Annotated in this window: 13 protein-coding genes; 6 read left to right on the forward strand and 7 right to left on the reverse strand. The window is 57.8% G+C overall.

Annotation, left to right across the window (positions count from 1 at the left end; genetic code table 11):
- A partial coding sequence (locus tag M9827_RS00150) for a trypsin-like serine peptidase (protein ID WP_250602788.1) occupies window positions 1–1462 on the reverse strand: 1462 nt, incomplete at its 3' end.
- 315 nt (window positions 1463–1777) lie between these two features.
- Here M9827_RS00150 and M9827_RS00155 point away from each other — a divergent pair.
- The gene (locus M9827_RS00155; RefSeq protein WP_093430032.1) at window positions 1778–2533 is read left to right on the forward strand and encodes a substrate-binding periplasmic protein; all 756 of its coding nucleotides are present in this window, start codon (window positions 1778–1780) and stop codon (window positions 2531–2533) included.
- Here M9827_RS00155 and M9827_RS00160 read toward each other — a convergent pair.
- The 5 genes from M9827_RS00160 to gpmI form a co-directional block, all read right to left on the reverse strand.
- A complete protein-coding gene (locus M9827_RS00160; protein WP_250602789.1) occupies window positions 2514–3911 on the reverse strand; it encodes a Vps62-related protein in 1398 nt (465 codons plus the stop codon). The genes M9827_RS00155 and M9827_RS00160 overlap by 20 nt on opposite strands.
- Window positions 3912–4029: 118 nt before the next feature.
- Complete coding sequence (locus M9827_RS00165; protein WP_250602790.1) at window positions 4030–4806, reverse strand: divergent polysaccharide deacetylase family protein; 777 nt, start codon at window positions 4804–4806, stop codon at window positions 4030–4032.
- 2 nt (window positions 4807–4808) lie between these two features.
- Entirely contained in the window at window positions 4809–6128 is a 1320-nt protein-coding gene (locus M9827_RS00170) for a S41 family peptidase (RefSeq protein WP_007909222.1), read from the reverse strand.
- A gap of 31 nt (window positions 6129–6159) precedes the next feature.
- A complete protein-coding gene (locus M9827_RS00175; protein WP_250602791.1) occupies window positions 6160–7446 on the reverse strand; it encodes a murein hydrolase activator EnvC family protein in 1287 nt (428 codons plus the stop codon).
- Window positions 7447–7698: 252 nt separating this feature from the next.
- On the reverse strand, window positions 7699–9228 hold the full coding sequence (gpmI, locus tag M9827_RS00180; RefSeq protein WP_250602792.1) for a 2,3-bisphosphoglycerate-independent phosphoglycerate mutase: 1530 nt from the start codon (window positions 9226–9228) through the stop codon (window positions 7699–7701).
- A 153-nt stretch (window positions 9229–9381) separates the two neighbouring features.
- Between gpmI and M9827_RS00185 the strand changes: the two genes are divergently transcribed.
- From M9827_RS00185 to secB, 3 genes are read left to right on the forward strand one after another with little or no spacing between them, the layout of a single operon-like run.
- Window positions 9382–9795 carry a rhodanese-like domain-containing protein gene (locus tag M9827_RS00185; protein WP_016986346.1) on the forward strand — a complete coding sequence of 138 codons (414 nt, stop codon included), beginning with the start codon at window positions 9382–9384 and terminating at the stop codon, window positions 9793–9795.
- A gap of 1 nt (window position 9796) precedes the next feature.
- Window positions 9797–10051 carry a glutaredoxin 3 gene (gene grxC, locus M9827_RS00190; protein WP_038359971.1) on the forward strand — a complete coding sequence of 85 codons (255 nt, stop codon included), beginning with the start codon at window positions 9797–9799 and terminating at the stop codon, window positions 10049–10051.
- 57 nt (window positions 10052–10108) lie between these two features.
- The gene (gene secB, locus M9827_RS00195) at window positions 10109–10594 is read left to right on the forward strand and encodes a protein-export chaperone SecB (protein WP_007909233.1); all 486 of its coding nucleotides are present in this window, start codon (window positions 10109–10111) and stop codon (window positions 10592–10594) included.
- A 94-nt stretch (window positions 10595–10688) separates the two neighbouring features.
- Here the strand turns inward: secB and M9827_RS00200 are convergent, their stop codons facing one another.
- Complete coding sequence (locus M9827_RS00200; RefSeq protein ID WP_007909235.1) at window positions 10689–11144, reverse strand: tRNA (cytidine(34)-2'-O)-methyltransferase; 456 nt, start codon at window positions 11142–11144, stop codon at window positions 10689–10691.
- On the opposite strand from M9827_RS00200, the gene M9827_RS00205 reads away from it, so the two are divergent.
- Window positions 11143–11583: a hypothetical protein gene (locus M9827_RS00205; protein WP_250602793.1), complete on the forward strand. Its 441-nt coding sequence runs from the start codon at window positions 11143–11145 to the stop codon at window positions 11581–11583. The genes M9827_RS00200 and M9827_RS00205 overlap by 2 nt on opposite strands.
- 190 nt (window positions 11584–11773) lie before the next feature.
- Window positions 11774–15058 (forward strand): leucine-rich repeat domain-containing protein, encoded by a 3285-nt coding sequence (locus M9827_RS00210; RefSeq protein WP_250602794.1) that lies wholly within the window; start codon window positions 11774–11776, stop codon window positions 15056–15058.
- The last annotated feature ends 37 nt before the right edge of the window (window positions 15059–15095 follow it).

Consider the following 15095-nt stretch of genomic DNA (forward strand, 5'->3'; position numbering starts at 1 on the left):
CACTCAGGTTTCGATCCATCGTATAACTGCATAGCGTCAATGGCAGTGCCTGTATGGGGATGTAAAACCCGTCGTCGACTTTGCTGTAGCGCTCGGGATTGATTTGCGCGCAATGGGTTGTTTCTGCGGGACCCGTGTAGATCCGGGTCCAGAGATTGCGATCCGCCTCTTCACGGTATTTGATAAAGAGGTAATCGCCGTCAGGCTCGACTGTGAGCGTCGGTGCTGGTAATTGCACCGGAACCGGCGTGACGACTCTGGCGGCGAGAATCTGGGCGTTTCCAAGCAGTCCGCTATCGGATTGTTGATCGGTTGAGTTCACACCTATCAAACATAAATAATACAGGCCGGCTTCCTGGCCAATCTCTGATTGCAGGTTCGCATCGACTGTACTGATTGGGTCGCTGTATTGGTCAGGCGAATAACAAGCCTGTGCATGACGAACAGTCTTGAACCGGTAGAACCCGGTACTCATCGAAAAAGAAATATCCCACTTCGGTATTTGTTGTGCGGCACTGGCCGGTGCTTTGTGCAGTCCGATATCTGTAATTGCTCTTGAATTCAGTCTGAGCTTGAAGTTTGAGTTTGGGCTGACTGCGCAGGTTTCTTTGTCGAGGCTGAAGTTGCCATTGGTGAAACAAGTGGTCAGATAGTCGACAGGAAAACTCTGGCTCGCTTGATGCGGCAGCAAGGATTTGTTTAGGTTATCGCTACACAGTCCATGCCAGAAACACAAGTCGTCCGAGGATATGCCATAAGTGGTGCCGGATAATATGCCGGTGACTTCTCCTGTTGTCATATCGATCACCGGAGCACCTGAGGAACCAGGTTCAATACCTTTGCAGTTTTGTTTCTGGTAGTCGGTGTGAACGTTAAGATACTTGATCAGGGTGGTATGGGTCGGTTCTTGCGTACAAGTCGAAAGCCTAAGGCCCGGCGCAGAGGCTGGCGCGCCTACCAGGTTTACCTGACTGACGTTGCGCGGCGCTGCCGCCGCGAGTTTGAGCGGGGTTATTCCGTCTTTTAGCAGGCTGTCCAGTGAGGTGCGTAACTGCAAGATTGCGATATCCGTACTGGCGAAGCTGGCCCAGTTGACCTTGTCGATGTCATAGCGTCTGGCGCCTGCGAGCGTGTCATGGAAAAAGTTGAATTGCATCTGACCTTGGTAGGCAACATCAGCTGTTGTGCCGACTTTTATAGACGTGCAATGCGCGTTGGTCATTATGTAAGCAGGCCCGGTTGCTTCTTTGCCCCTTTCGCGAGTGTCGATCAGGAACGCACTGCAGTAAGCTCTGTCACCTTTGAAAATCTTGCCAATACCATTCCAGTGATTAAATTCGCCATTCGCGTTACTTAACAGGATTGCCTCCGGTGCTTCATTCGGGAAACGCGCGCAGGAAATCAGAGGAAGTGTCACTGCTATAGCTGAACACGCAAAAAGTATTCTGGCTTTGTTAATCATGATCAATCCTTGATCGTGTTGGAAAAGTTAATGGAGTGGTTTTTAGTTTAATGTGTTCTGTGGCTAGGTGTGCTTTGGCTTATATGACTTGTTGTAAGTGCTGTCGTCTTCCAGTTTGTTATTTCATGTTGGTGGCTTCTGCAGGATTGTTTGATTCGCCAAAAAACTGCTCTTTCGCATGCGCTCTTTCTTCTTTGGTTTTCCAGCGCGTGCGGGTGCTTTTTCAGGAGTCAGGGTCGAAAACCATACAGGCCAGTGGACACCATGGCGCACCCAAGGCACTCTTGGGCACGCCATGGATTCCGGTAGCCCGACATGATCAAACGCCTGCTTCTTGTTCTCGCCAGCGCCTCGATGTTGCTCATCAACACAGCCCGCGCCGAAAACAGTCCCGACACCGATCTGGTGCTTCTCACCGAAAACTTCCCGCCGTACAACATGGCGAAGAACGGCAAGAATTTCGCCCAAGGCGAGAACATCAATGGCATCGCTACCGACATCGTGCGTGAAGTGTTCCAGCGTGCCGGTATCACCTACAGCCTGACCCTGCGTTTCCCTTGGGAGCGCGTGTACAAACTGGCACTGGAGAATCCCGGATACGGCGCCTTTGTGATGGCGCGTTTGCCGGACCGCGAAAAACTCTTCAAATGGGTCGGCCCGATCGGTCCGGATGACTGGATCATGTTGGCCAAGGCCGACAGCAAGATCACCCTCGAAACCCTCAATGACGCACGCAAGTACAAGATCGGTGCCTACAAAGGCGATGCGATTGCCGAGACACTGACCAAACAAGGTCTGAAACCGATAGTGGTGCTGCGCGATCAGGACAACGCGAAGAAACTGGTCAATGGTCAGATCGACCTGTGGGCCACGGGTGATCCTGCCGGGCGTTATCTCGCGCGGCAGGATGGCGTCACCGGTCTCAAGACCGTACTGCGCTTCAACAGCGCAGAGTTGTATCTGGCGCTGAACAAGGATGTCTCCGACGAAGTCGTCGCCAAGCTTCAGGCCGCGCTGGATCAATTGCGCAAAGAAGGTGTGGTGGACGAGATCATGGGGCGGTATCTGTAGCGGCTGGCAGCTCCGGCACTACTGGCGCTGCGCTGACTTCGTCGTCTGCCAAAGGCGCCTGCGCAATCAGCTCCACAACTGGCTCCGGCGCAGCAACGACAACTGGCTCAGGCGCAGGAAGGATAACGGCCTCAGGCTCCGTCGGCGCGTGCTGGCTGATGTGCAAGCTGCTGCCATCGGTGTAGCTGAAAGTATTGGTCACGGATGTGCCGTCTGCGCGCAGCAGTCGGTATTCGCTCTGCATCAGATAAGCTGCCACGGACCTGTTTTTGTCCACGACGGCGACCACTTCAATCGCCGCTGCGTTGAGCCATTCGTTCGAGTGTATTTCACATTGGGTGAAGTCATGGTCCAGCCGCGCAGAAAACAGCAGTGGGTCTTGCAGGTTGGTCTGCCATTGCGCTCCGAACTCGACAGAAGTGGTTTGGGTGAATGCCTGCAGGCTTCCCGCTTGCTGCGCGCGCGGCGCTGTCCATCTGCAAATCCGGCTCTGGTTCTCGGTGTTGTTGGCGTAGCCGACGAGCAAGTACTGATCCGTGCGTTCCAGAAGGTAGAAGGGCGAGCGGCTGAGTTGCTCGAGACGGGAGAAGCGCGGATCCCTGATCGTGAACCAGGGCAGGATGGCGATGTAAGAAGGATTGTCCGGCGAAACCACAGGTGCCGGCGTTTCTGCGCAAAGCAAGGGTGCCATCGGGCGCGGGTTGACCTGAAGCCCGATCTTCAGGCGCAAGCAGTAGACCGGGAAATTTGCCGGTTTGTTGTAGTCGCTCAATCCGACAAAGCTGCCGGATGCCAGGTGGATTTCACCCGGTGCGGCGACGGGAGGAACGGCACTCCAGGTACTGACGCGCCGGCGAGCGCCACTGCCCTTGTCGTCCCAGGCCAGGTCGCTGCTATTGGAGGCGATGATCAAGTCCTCCCGGACGCACCTGACAGCATTGAACGAGGGTTTTTCGTGGTCGCTCGAACACACCGATCCCAAGGCTACATAGCCTTCGGGGGGAATAGGTCGCCAGATCGACAGGTCTCTTTTCGAGCCTGAGCCAGAATCCTTCCAGATCAACTCGTAATCGTCCGGGCGGCGCAGTGCCTTGCCTTTAGTGGGATCAGAGCTTGCAGTATCAGCTTCGCAAACGACTGCTACCACTCTGTTGCCGTTGATATTGCCGTGGCCTCTTGCAACGACGTCGCCCAAGGGGAAATAGCCTGGCAGCGCATCAGGAGCAGGGGTGGGGTGCCAAAAGGACGCCGGTTTTGCCCGTAAGCCGTCGGTGTCCCAGATTCGGAGATATTCTGTTGTGAAGCTGATCAGCAGGTTGTCGATTCTGATCGGTTCGATTCGCCCGGCAGGCGGGCTGATCGGGGTATTGGTTGTCATGGTTACTCCTGATAGTGAGAAGACGACTCGAGGCAGTCGTGACCTGTTGCAGGTCTCACTATCCGGAAAGGGGGCAGGTGTCTGGCGGTAACTATGTATTGAGCAACGTTACCGGGTATTACCGATAAACCCCGTCTTTACCATGACCGACCATGGCGCGATTGCTGCGCACGCTGATCATTTGCTTGATATCGATCCACTCGATGCCCTGAGCCTTCAGCTTCGGCAATTCGCGCTCAAGCACCGCCAGTGTTTGCGGATACGGATGGCCGATCATCACCGCCGAACCCTGCTTGCGCGCCAAATCGATCGCGGTCTGCAACTGCGTGTAGATCGCCGCTTCGGTGCGTTCGTCATCAAGGAACACGTCCCGCGAGACACTGGCCAGATCGATCTTCTGCGCCTGCTGTGCGGCCACGGTCTGGGCGCTGGTGCGGCTGTCGACGAAGAACTTGTGGCGACGCTGCAACTCACCCATCAGCCACGCCATGGCCACGGGTTGCGCAGTCATGCGGCTGCCCATGTGGTTATTGATGCCGGCGGTGTACGGGACCATTTTGAATGCGGCATTGAGGCGTTTTTCCAGCTCTTCGATGGGCAGTTCGGGGTGCCATGCATAGGGTCCGGTGGCCGGGTCCATCGGCATGTGCAGGATGACGATCTTGCCGGCGCGATGGGCCTCGCGGGCAAATTCGGTGGCGTGCGGAGTATCCGGCATGATCGCCGTGGTCACCGGGCCGGGCAGGGCCAGCACACGGCGATCCCGGGGCAGGTTCTGCCCCAGGTCGTCGATGATCAGTGTCAGGTAGGCGTTGTGTGGCTTTGGGCTGGCGGGCTCTGCGTGAGCAGCACCCGCCAGACAGCACAACAGAACGAAGACGAAACGCAGCGACATCCTCAACGGCCGGACGTGATGCTCAGCCCTTTGAGCAGGCTCAGGGCCTGGGCCAATTGGTAATCGTCATCCTGCGGCATGGCCTTGGCCTTGCCGCCGGAACCGCTCGGCTTGTCTGCGCCGCCGTTGCCGTTGCCCAGGTGACCTTGCAGATCGGCTTCCTTGAAGTAATCGCCATCGGCCTCGCTGGTGATCTTGGCCTTGCGCACTTCGATGTCCGGAACGATGCCTTGCGCCTGAATGGAACGGCCATTCGGCGTGAAGTACAGCGCCGTGGTGATTTTCAGTGCGCGGTCGTTGTTCAGCGGCAGCACGGTTTGTACCGAGCCTTTGCCGAAACTGGTGGTGCCCATGACTACCGCACGTTTCTGATCCTGCAGAGCGCCGGCGACGATTTCCGACGCCGAGGCGCTGCCACCGTTGATCAGCACGACCATCGGCACCGCTTCGCTTTCGTCTTTGCCGGTGGCCGAGAAGCGCAGTTCGGAGTTGGCGATGCGGCCTTTGGTGTAGACGATCAGGCCTTTGGTGATGAAGTGGTCGACCACCTCCACCGCGGCCTGCAACACGCCGCCCGGGTTGTTGCGCAGGTCGAGAATGATGCCGTTGAGCTTCTTGCCGTTGTCCTTGCGCAGCTTGGCCAGGGCCTTGGAGACCTCTTCGCCGGTCTTGACCTGAAACTGGGTGATGCGGATATACGCATAGCCGGTTTCCAGCAATTGCGCCTTGACGCTCTTCACCTGAATCACTGCGCGCGCCAGGGTCACATCGAACGGCGTGCCGCCGTCGCGGACCAGGGTCAGAGTGATTTTCTGGCCGATCTTGCCGCGCATCTTGTCCACGGCTTCGGTCATGGTCTGGCCGCGCGTTGGCTGGCCGTTGATCTTGACGATGAAGTCACCGGCCTGAATGCCGGCCTTCGACGCTGGAGTGTCGTCGATAGGCGAGACAACTTTGATGAAGCCGTCTTCCGCGCCGACTTCGATGCCCAGGCCGCCGAACTCACCGCTGGTGCTTTCCTGCAGCTCGGTGAAATCTTCAGGGCCAAGATAAGCCGAGTGCGGATCAAGGTTGCTGAGCATGCCCTTGATCGCGTTTTCCAGCAGAGTCTTGTCGTCCACCGGCTCGACGTAGGCGGCTTTGATCCGGTCCATGACCTCGGCAAAGGTGCGCAACTCTTCCAGCGGCAATGGCGCCTTGGAAGTCGCGGCAGTGCCTGCCGGAGCGACGGCCGGGGCCGGTTGAGCGGCGAACGCCAGAGGCGCGCCGATCACCAGGGCGATCGTCAGGGCCAGCGAGGTAAGGCGGGACAAATGCAGCATGTCGAACGAACTCCTTAATTAGGCGGTGCGCTTATCCTTGCGCACGACACCATTGCGCCGGATCACTCGGGTGACCCTGCTGACGAATTGCGAAATACAGCGCTGGTGTGTCCTGGCCGCCACTGTTTCCGACAGTGGAGATGGACTCACCGGCTTTAACCACGTCACCGGCCGACTTGAGCAGCGTCTGGTTGTGACCATAAAGACTCAGAAAGCCGTTGCCGTGATCGAGGATCACCAGCAGCCCGGCACCGCGCAGCCAGTCGGCGAACACCACGCGACCACCGTGTACGGCGTGCACCTGGCTGCCGGCGGAGGCGCTGATCATCACGCCGTCCCACTTGGTGCGGGCGTCGTCGCCACGGCTTTCGCCGAAGCGTGCCAATAATCGACCATCAACCGGCCACGGAAGTTTTCCCCGGGTTGCAGCAAAAGGGCCACCGAAGGTCTCGCCGCTGCTGGAAACCAGTGCGCCGGGAGTGGATCTGGCGGGTTTTCGTGGGGCGTCGCTGTTTTCAGCCTGCGCCTCACGCAAACGCTTTTTTTCTGCTTCCTGCTGGGCGATCAGCGCTTTCTGCCGCGCTTCTTCTGCCTCACGGGCCTGGCGGGCCAGGGTTTCTTCAATGGTTTTAAGGACTTTAGACAGGTCTGCCTGATCCTGCTCGCGGGCGGCGAGTTTCTGGTCGCGGGCCTTCACGTCATCGTTGAGTCTGGCGAGCACCTGCTGGCGTTCCTTGCGGACTTTTTCCAGTTCGTCGCGCTGGGTATCGAGGCTGCTTTTCTGCACCAGCAATTGCGCCTGCTGGGCGGCAATGTCTTTTTCGACATTGGCCAGTTGGCGCAGGGTTTCGTTGAAGTTCTTCAGCTGTTCCAGGCGGGCCTGGCTCAGGTAATCGTAATAGGTGAGGGTGCGGGCGAATTTCTCGGGATTCTGCTGGTTCAGCAGCAGCTTGAGGTATTCCTGACGACCGTTCTGATAGGCCGCTCGGGCCTGAATGGCGATCAGTCGCTGTTGTTCAGTGCGCGCGCTCTGGAGTTTTTTTTTCTCTGCATCGAGTCGTTGCAGCTCGGATTCGCTTTTCTGCAGTTCTTTCTGCAGCGCGTCGACCTGCTTCTGCAGCTTGCCCAGCTCGGTTTCAGTGCCCTTGAGTTCTTTCTGCACGCCGGACTTTTCTTCCTGAACTTTGCTCAGCAGCTTTTTCAGCTCGGCAATGTCCTGACGCGTGGCGTCCAACTGTTGTTGGGTTTGCGTGCGCTCGTCAGCGAAAGCCGGTTGGAGCAGGCAGGTCAGAGCAAGGGCGATCAGGACGCGAAGCATAGGGGCGGGCGGCACCAGGGTAAGGGACGGCCTAGTATGCCCGCCCGAGGCTGCAAAAAAAACGCCCAATTGGGGCTGTGTGATAACTGGCTGTAGATACAGCCAAAAATAATCTCTGAAACGACCAAAAACCATTGTGGGAGCTGGCTGGCCAGCGATAGCAATCTGACAGCCAACGACTATGTTGAATGAGCAGACGCTATCGCTGGCCAGCCAGCTCCCACAGGTTTTTGCGGTGTTTGATCTAGCGAATTACACCAGAATCGAAGTGCCGGTCATTTCCGCCGGTTTTTCCAGACCCAGCAGCATCAGCATGGTCGGTGCCACGTCCGCCAGTACACCGCCTTCACGCACTTTCAGGTCACGCTTGCCGACATAAATGAACGGCACCGGCTCGGTGGTGTGCGCGGTGTGTGCCTGGCCAGTGGCTTCATCGGCCATTTGCTCGACGTTGCCGTGGTCTGCGGTGATCAGCGCTTCGCCACCTACCTTCTCCAGCGCTTCGACAATGCGACCGACGCAGGTGTCGAGGCATTCCACAGCCTTCACTGCGGCGTCGAACACGCCGCTGTGGCCGACCATGTCGCCGTTGGCGTAGTTGACCACGATCACGTCGTAACGCTGGTTTTCAATGGCGTCGACAATGCGGTCGGTGACCTCGGGTGCGCTCATTTCCGGCTGCAGGTCGTAGGTGGCAACTTTCGGCGATGGAATCAGGATGCGCTCTTCGCCGGGGAACGGTTCTTCGCGACCACCGGAGAAGAAGAAGGTCACGTGGGCGTATTTCTCGGTTTCAGCGATGCGCAGCTGAGTTTTGCCGTTCTTCGCCAGATAGTCGCCGAGAACGTTCTCCAGGCTGCCCGCCGCGAACGCCGAGGGTGCAGGAATGCTCGCTGCGTATTGGGTCAGCATGACGAAACCAGCCAGTTTTGGCTGGCGTGCGCGTTCGAAGTCCTTGAAATCGTCTTCGACGAACACGCGAGTCAGTTCGCGGGCACGGTCGGCGCGGAAGTTCATGAACACCACGGCGTCGCCGTCTTCGACTTTTACCGGCTCACCGATGGTCGTGGCTTTGACGAATTCGTCGCTCTCACCGCGCGCATAAGCCGCCTCCAGACCTTCCTGGGCCGTGGCGGCGTGGAATTCGCTGTTGCCGTCGACGATCAGGTTGTAGGCCTGGGCGACGCGGTCCCAGCGGTTGTCACGGTCCATGGCGAAGTAGCGGCCGATGATGCTGGCGATGCGGCCCTTGCCGAGTGCCTGGAACGTTGCGTCAAGCAACTCGATCGACGACGCAGCGCTTTTTGGCGGCGTGTCACGGCCATCGAGGAAGGCGTGCAGGTAGATTTTTTCGGCGCCGCGCTTGAAGGCCAGTTCGGCCATGGCGATCAGGTGGTCCTGGTGGCTGTGCACGCCGCCATCGGACAGCAGGCCCATGAAGTGCACGGCTTTGCCGGCGGCCACGGCTTTATCCACGGCGGCGCAGATGGTCGGGTTCTCGAAGAACTCGCCGTCGCGGATCGCTTTGGTCACGCGGGTGAAGTCCTGATACACCACGCGGCCGGCGCCAAGGTTCATGTGGCCGACCTCGGAGTTGCCCATCTGGCCGTCCGGCAGGCCGACGTCCATGCCGCTGCCCGAGATCAAGCCGTTCGGCACGGTGGCCCACAGGCGATCGAGAACAGGCTTCTTCGCCGCAAAAACGGCGTTGGATTCGGGGCTGTCGCTGTGACCGAAGCCGTCGAGAATCATCAGGACCAAAGGTTTAGGCGTGGTAGTCATGGAATCCACTCGTGGCTAATAAAGAAGAGGGCGATGGAAAAGGGAGTTGGAGTTTAAAGCTAAGTTCCGACCGCGTCACCGCCGGACGGGGTTTGGCCGACCATAGTGGCTGTGTATACTGGCCGACATTTTAACGCCCTGGAACCTCCTTCGATGGTTGCTCACCTGATTGAATTTGCCACTAACCACTACATTCTTGTCGGTATCTTCGTCGTACTGCTGGCTCTGTTGCTGGCGCACACGATGCAGGGCGGCGGTAAAAGCCTGAGCACCGGCGAGCTGACCGCACTGGTCAATAAAGATGCAGGCGTGGTGGTGGACATCCGTCCGGCCAAGGATTTTGCTGCTGGCCACATCGTTGGCGCGGTGAACATTCCCCAGGACAAACTGGCGGCACGCGTTGCCGAGCTGGAAAAACACAAGGCCAAGACCATCATTCTGGTCGACGCCCTGGGCCAGACCGCCGGTACCCACGCCCGCGAACTGATGAAATCCGGCTTCACCGCCGCCAAGCTGTCCGGCGGGATTTCCAGCTGGAAAGGCGACAACCTGCCGTTGGTGAAGTGATATGAGCGAAGTCATCGTCTACTCCAGCGATTACTGCCCTTATTGCTCGCGAGCCAAGTACCTGCTCGAGAACAAAGGCGTGGCCTTCAAAGAGATCAAGGTCGATGGCAAGCCGCAGGTGCGCGCTGAAATGACCCAGAAAGCCGGACGTACGTCCGTGCCGCAGATCTGGATCGGCAGCAAGCACATCGGCGGTTGTGACGATTTGTATGCTTTGGAGCGCGCCGGCAAGCTCGACGCGCTGCTCAAGGCCTGAACGGCTGCACCCACGTACAGCACTCCCTAAAAGACCCAAGATCGATAAGGATCTGAGATGACTGACCAACAGAACACTGCAGCCAGCGAAGAAGAAACCGCACCGCAATTCTCCTTGCAGCGCATCTACGTACGCGACCTGTCCTTCGAAGCCCCGAAAAGCCCGGCGATCTTCCGCCAGCAGTGGGATCCGGCGGTCGCTCTGGATCTGAACACTCGCCAGAAAGCACTGGAAGGTGATTTCTACGAAGTCGTGCTGACCCTGTCCGTCACCGTGAAAAACGGTGAAGAAGTCGCCTTCATCGCTGAAGTGCAACAGGCCGGTATCTTCCTGATCAAGAACCTGGATGCGGCTTCGATGAGCCACACCCTGGGTGCGTTCTGCCCGAACATCCTGTTCCCGTACGCGCGCGAAACCCTGGACAGCCTGGTGACCCGTGGTTCGTTCCCGGCCCTGATGCTGGCCCCGGTGAACTTCGACGCTCTGTACGCGCAAGAACTGCAGCGCATGCAGGAAAGCGGCGAGACGCCAACCGTTCAATAAACGGTCTGAGCTAAAACGAAAAAAGCGCCGTAACAGGCGCTTTTTTCTTGGCTGATCGTTCCCACGCAGAGCGTGGGAACGATCAGGTGTGTAGTTATTTGAAGTCGTTCTGGCGCCAGGCTTCGTATACAGCGACGGCCACGGTGTTGGACAGGTTCAGGCTGCGGCAGCCTTCGCGCATTGGCAGGCGCAGGCGCTGTTCCGGCGGCAGCGCGTCGAGCACTTCCGGCGGCAGGCCACGGCTTTCCGGGCCAAAGATGAATGCATCGCCAGGAACGAACGCGGCATCATGAAACGGCCGTGAGCCTTTGGTGGTGAATGCAAACAATCGCGGGTTGCCCAGGCTTTCCAGGCAACTGGCCAGGTCCGCGTGACGTTGCAGCGTGGCATATTCGTGGTAGTCGAGACCGGCGCGGCGCAAGCGCTTGTCGTCCATCTCGAAGCCCAGCGGTTCGATCAAATGCAGGTGGCAGCCGCTGTTGGCGCACAGCCTGATAACGTTGCCGGTATTCGGCGGAATTTCTGGTTGAAAAAGGATGACGTGAAACATGCACGGCTCCGAAGGTAAAGATGAGCGGCATTCTACGCCGCCTGTGGACAACCGTTCGAAACTATTCCCGCGAGTCATCGGTTCGCTGGCGATTGTCGGCCTGATGATCGGTTTGATGATCGGCCGCCTGACCACGCCGGATCCGACTGTGATGCAGCAGATCGAAGTCACGGACGCCGGGCTGGTGGTGTGGTTCAACAACGAGCCCAAGCTGCACGGCGAGATCATCGACGGTACGCTGGCGCTGCTGTTCCAGGCTGAGGGCCGAGCGCAGAAGGGCCAGCTCAAGCTCGATGGCAAGGACGTCAACTGGCGTACGCGAGCGAGTGATGGCGGGCTGTTGCTGACCGTGCTGGCAGCACGGCCGCTGCAGGGTAAGTGGGTCGGCAGTCAGGTCGATGACCGCTGGCGGCTGGAGATTAGCTTGCAAACGAACTGATCGTAATCCTGCCGTCCTTCTCGAGTACACCTACGCTTCTTGACGTCGTTTCCCACTACGCCTGTCTACCTTTCCACTCTCCTTGCATGCTCGTGCACGCTATCGTGCGCTCTTCTTTTAAATCGGCAGGATGCCGACACCTTCGTCCCCTGCACGAATGCCAGGGGCGACTTTTTCAAGGATGAAAAACATGCCAATAAAACCACCTGCCGGTGGCAGCACTCACGTGAAAGTGGATGCTTCGACCAGCCCGACCCGACCGGCCGACGTGGACATTCCGCTCGCCGGCCCATTGAGTCGCAGCGGTTTCGATTCAGTGATCTCCCGCGATGATTCGCAGCCGCGAGCCGGATCGTCCAGGGCTGTCGAGGCAGATGCCACTCGTGCGACTCCGGCGATCATTATTCACGCGGCCCCCGTCGAAACGCGTTTGCTTGCACCTCAACCGACACTGGACGATTACGTCATCAATGCCCGGTCGTTACTTCCAGAAGCCGACGGCGAAGGCTTAAGGGTTTTTAACAATCGTACCTACGCGGAGGTGGCCGATGGCGCTTTCGTTCTTGTCGCCGTAGATCCGGCGACTGGATTGCATCGTGCCCGACGGCCAAGCGAACTGCTTCCAGGGCCGGTGATGCTGCGTAACGTCGAGAGCGGTTTTTGGTATCAGCGTACGCTCGTCAAGCCAGCCACTCAAGCGCAGGTCCGAAGTTACCTGCCGGGGACGACCGACCTGGACGCTGATGCCTTCATCGCCCGGTTTGGCGACAAGGATGTGGCAGAGGTGGAGCTGAGGCGGATCGAGCGTGCGCGCCCTGAACTGGAGCGTGAGCACGTGGGTATCAGCGAGGAAATGGTGAGCAGGATACGCAGGCTTTACACGTGGCAGGGCGAGCCCGGTGAGCGTGTCTATCGCGGGGACCGACTGCTGGGTTTCAAGCTGGATCTCGACTTCGGTTCTCGTTCACACGCTTTTACTTACTTGGAAAGAATCAACTCTGTTGTCGCGCTGACCCTCAGAGCGAGTGGAGATCTTTACTCGTACCGGTTATCTGAGCAATTTCCCAACATTGAAAGTCTGACGGTGATTGGCTCGCCATCCACTCTCCCTGGCGTTAGCTCTGCATCAAAGCTCAAGATCGAGCCAGGGTTTGTTCACGAACTGGCAAAGCTTCCCCATTTGCGCGAGCTGAACCTGCAAAACTGCGATTTGCCTGCCAGGTTCCAGCTGACGGGCCTGACCGAACTGCGAGCTCTGGCACTTGGCAACATCCAGGGGGTGACGGATCTGAATGGCGTAGTGAATGGCCTGCCAGGGCGATTGAACTTGCAGGTGCTGGATCTGAACCATAATGCATTCTTGAAAGTGGCCCCCGACGTGACGGGGATGACCGAATTGCGTGTATTGGATCTGACGCAGACCGGTATACAACAGCTCCCACTCGGGCTTGATGCTGACAATGGGCCGTTACGGCTGGAGGTATTGAAGCTCGGCGACAATCCGCTTTCTGAGATGCCTTCCCTGAAAGTAAGGACTGTGCTGCAGGAGCTGGACCTTTCCAACACCGGTCTGGACAGGTTTCCGGAGGGCATCACGGCCGATATGCCCGGCAAAGTGCTGAATCTTTCGAATAACCGTATTACCTCGATCCCTGAGTCCGTTGAAATCAGAGCGGGCTTCAATCTCATGGGCAATCCCATCACGGATCTGGCGACCCTCCGGCGGCTGATGGACGTTCGTAAAAAAACAGGCTCCGACATTTGGCTGGGAGAAAAAAATACAGATAACTCGCCAAATGCCTGGCTTCGACATTCGCCGCTAGGGGAACTCGCTGAAAATTTGCAGCTTTGGGGCAGTGTTGACATTGACTCATATTGGTTCGTGGCAAGAAAGATCGTCTGGGACCTGGCGCGTACGCCCGATTTTCACGTTGAGCGCCCGCTTTTGCAGCGACGGGTCTGGCGGTTTTTCGACAGCTTCCGTAAGGCTGAGCTTGGCGTTAAGTTCAGGCTCAAGAACATTATGGAGAACGAACCCAGTCCCCTGAAAACGCTGGAAAGGCTGGAGGCAGAAACCGGGCTGTCGAGCGAATCACTGCCGGCGGGTTCGGCACTGCGCAGTGATAGCGGCAGCGACGTTGGGCACTTGCTCGACGCCGCCGAGCCAACTACCCGAGCGCAGGTCCGAAATTACTTCCCGGAAGCGACCGATCAACAAGCCGATCACTTTCGCGTGCATTTCGGTGACAAGGATGCGGCAGAGGTGGAGCTCAAACGACTCCAGGTTGGACTTGTTCAACTGGACCGGGAAATCAGCTCCGGGTTCTACGGAAACGATCTGGGTCCCACGTTGCGCCGTCTGTACACGTGGCAAGGGGAGCCTGACGAGCTGGCCTTTCACGATAAGCGGCCGGTGGGTTTCAAGCTGTCTTCGAGTTCGTCGGGATGGCCAACTCATCGTCCACTCTCTACACAATTCAACTCCATCGTTTCCCTTGAGCTAACCAGGTTAGGCGTGCCTCTTCCGGCCGGTGTTTTTTCAGCTTTCCCCAATCTTGAAAGTCTGAGGGTGGTTTTCGGATATGCAATGTCTTCTGATAATCCCCACCTGAGGCTCATCGTGCAGCCGGGCAATGTTGAAGAATTGGCAAGGCTTGCGCGGTTACGAGAGTTGAAGCTGCAAAGGGCAAACCTGTCGCCTGATTTTTCGGTGGCCGGCATGACCGGGTTGCGGGTACTGGATCTGGAGCAGAACGCAATACACCATCTCCGAGGACTCGATGCGGATAACGGGCCGTTGCGATTGGAAGTATTGAAACTCAGCCAGAACCCGCTCTCCGTTGTGCCTTCAGTCGAAGGAATGACCGCGCTGCAGGTGCTGGAGCTTTCCTATGCAGGGCTAGACAGATTTCCCGAGGGCATCACCAACGAGATTCCCGGGAAAGTGCTGGATCTGACGAACAACCGAATCACATCGATTCCTGAATCCATTGAAGTCAGAGCCGGCTTCAAGCTCAGTGGCAACCCTATAACCGATCCGTCTTCCCTTCGACGTCTGATCCATGCACGTATCGCAACGGGTACCGATATCTGGCTGGGAGATGCAAGTAATGACCGGTCGGCAAACCTTTGGCTGCGAAATGTGCCGCCGGGAAAGGAGATGACTGAAAAACTGAATCTCTGGGACAGCTTCGGTCCTCACTCGCGTCTGACGGGCGCGATTCAGCAACTGAGTCGAACACCGGAATTTCATGCCGAGTATCTGCTTTTGCAGCGGCGGGTCTGGTCGTTCCTCAAGATCTACAGCGAGCGCGGACCTGGTGAGCAGGCACGGCTCGACAACATTCTGTTCACAGAACCCAGCCCCGGAAAAATGCTGGACAGGCTGGAAGCCGAGATTCGGGAATATGACTCGGGCCGGCAAAACCAGCCCCTGCATCATTTACCCAAGCGTCCCAAGCTTGATCCGAAGTAAACATCTCGGCGAACCCTACAAACGCGCAGCGCTCCGT

It is taken from the genome of Pseudomonas sp. AKS31, assembly GCF_023634765.1.
Taxonomy (GTDB): Bacteria; Pseudomonadota; Gammaproteobacteria; order Pseudomonadales; family Pseudomonadaceae; genus Aquipseudomonas.

Bases quoted from the DNA above. Each gene is read 5' to 3' on its own strand.
- M9827_RS00155 (WP_093430032.1), top strand. From the start codon at position 1,778: ATGATCAAACGCCTGCTTCTTGTTCTCGCCAGCGCCTCGATGTTGCTC.
- M9827_RS00160 (WP_250602789.1), bottom strand. From the start codon at position 3,911: ATGACAACCAATACCCCGATCAGCCCGCCTGCCGGGCGAATCGAACCG.
- M9827_RS00210 (WP_250602794.1), top strand. From the start codon at position 11,774: ATGCCAATAAAACCACCTGCCGGTGGCAGCACTCACGTGAAAGTGGAT.
- M9827_RS00205 (WP_250602793.1), top strand. From the start codon at position 11,143: ATGCACGGCTCCGAAGGTAAAGATGAGCGGCATTCTACGCCGCCTGTG.
- M9827_RS00200 (WP_007909235.1), bottom strand. From the start codon at position 11,144: ATGTTTCACGTCATCCTTTTTCAACCAGAAATTCCGCCGAATACCGGC.
- M9827_RS00165 (WP_250602790.1), bottom strand. From the start codon at position 4,806: ATGTCGCTGCGTTTCGTCTTCGTTCTGTTGTGCTGTCTGGCGGGTGCT.
- M9827_RS00170 (WP_007909222.1), bottom strand. From the start codon at position 6,128: ATGCTGCATTTGTCCCGCCTTACCTCGCTGGCCCTGACGATCGCCCTG.
- M9827_RS00175 (WP_250602791.1), bottom strand. From the start codon at position 7,446: ATGCTTCGCGTCCTGATCGCCCTTGCTCTGACCTGCCTGCTCCAACCG.
- grxC (WP_038359971.1), top strand. From the start codon at position 9,797: ATGAGCGAAGTCATCGTCTACTCCAGCGATTACTGCCCTTATTGCTCG.
- M9827_RS00185 (WP_016986346.1), top strand. From the start codon at position 9,382: ATGGTTGCTCACCTGATTGAATTTGCCACTAACCACTACATTCTTGTC.
- gpmI (WP_250602792.1), bottom strand. From the start codon at position 9,228: ATGACTACCACGCCTAAACCTTTGGTCCTGATGATTCTCGACGGCTTC.
- secB (WP_007909233.1), top strand. From the start codon at position 10,109: ATGACTGACCAACAGAACACTGCAGCCAGCGAAGAAGAAACCGCACCG.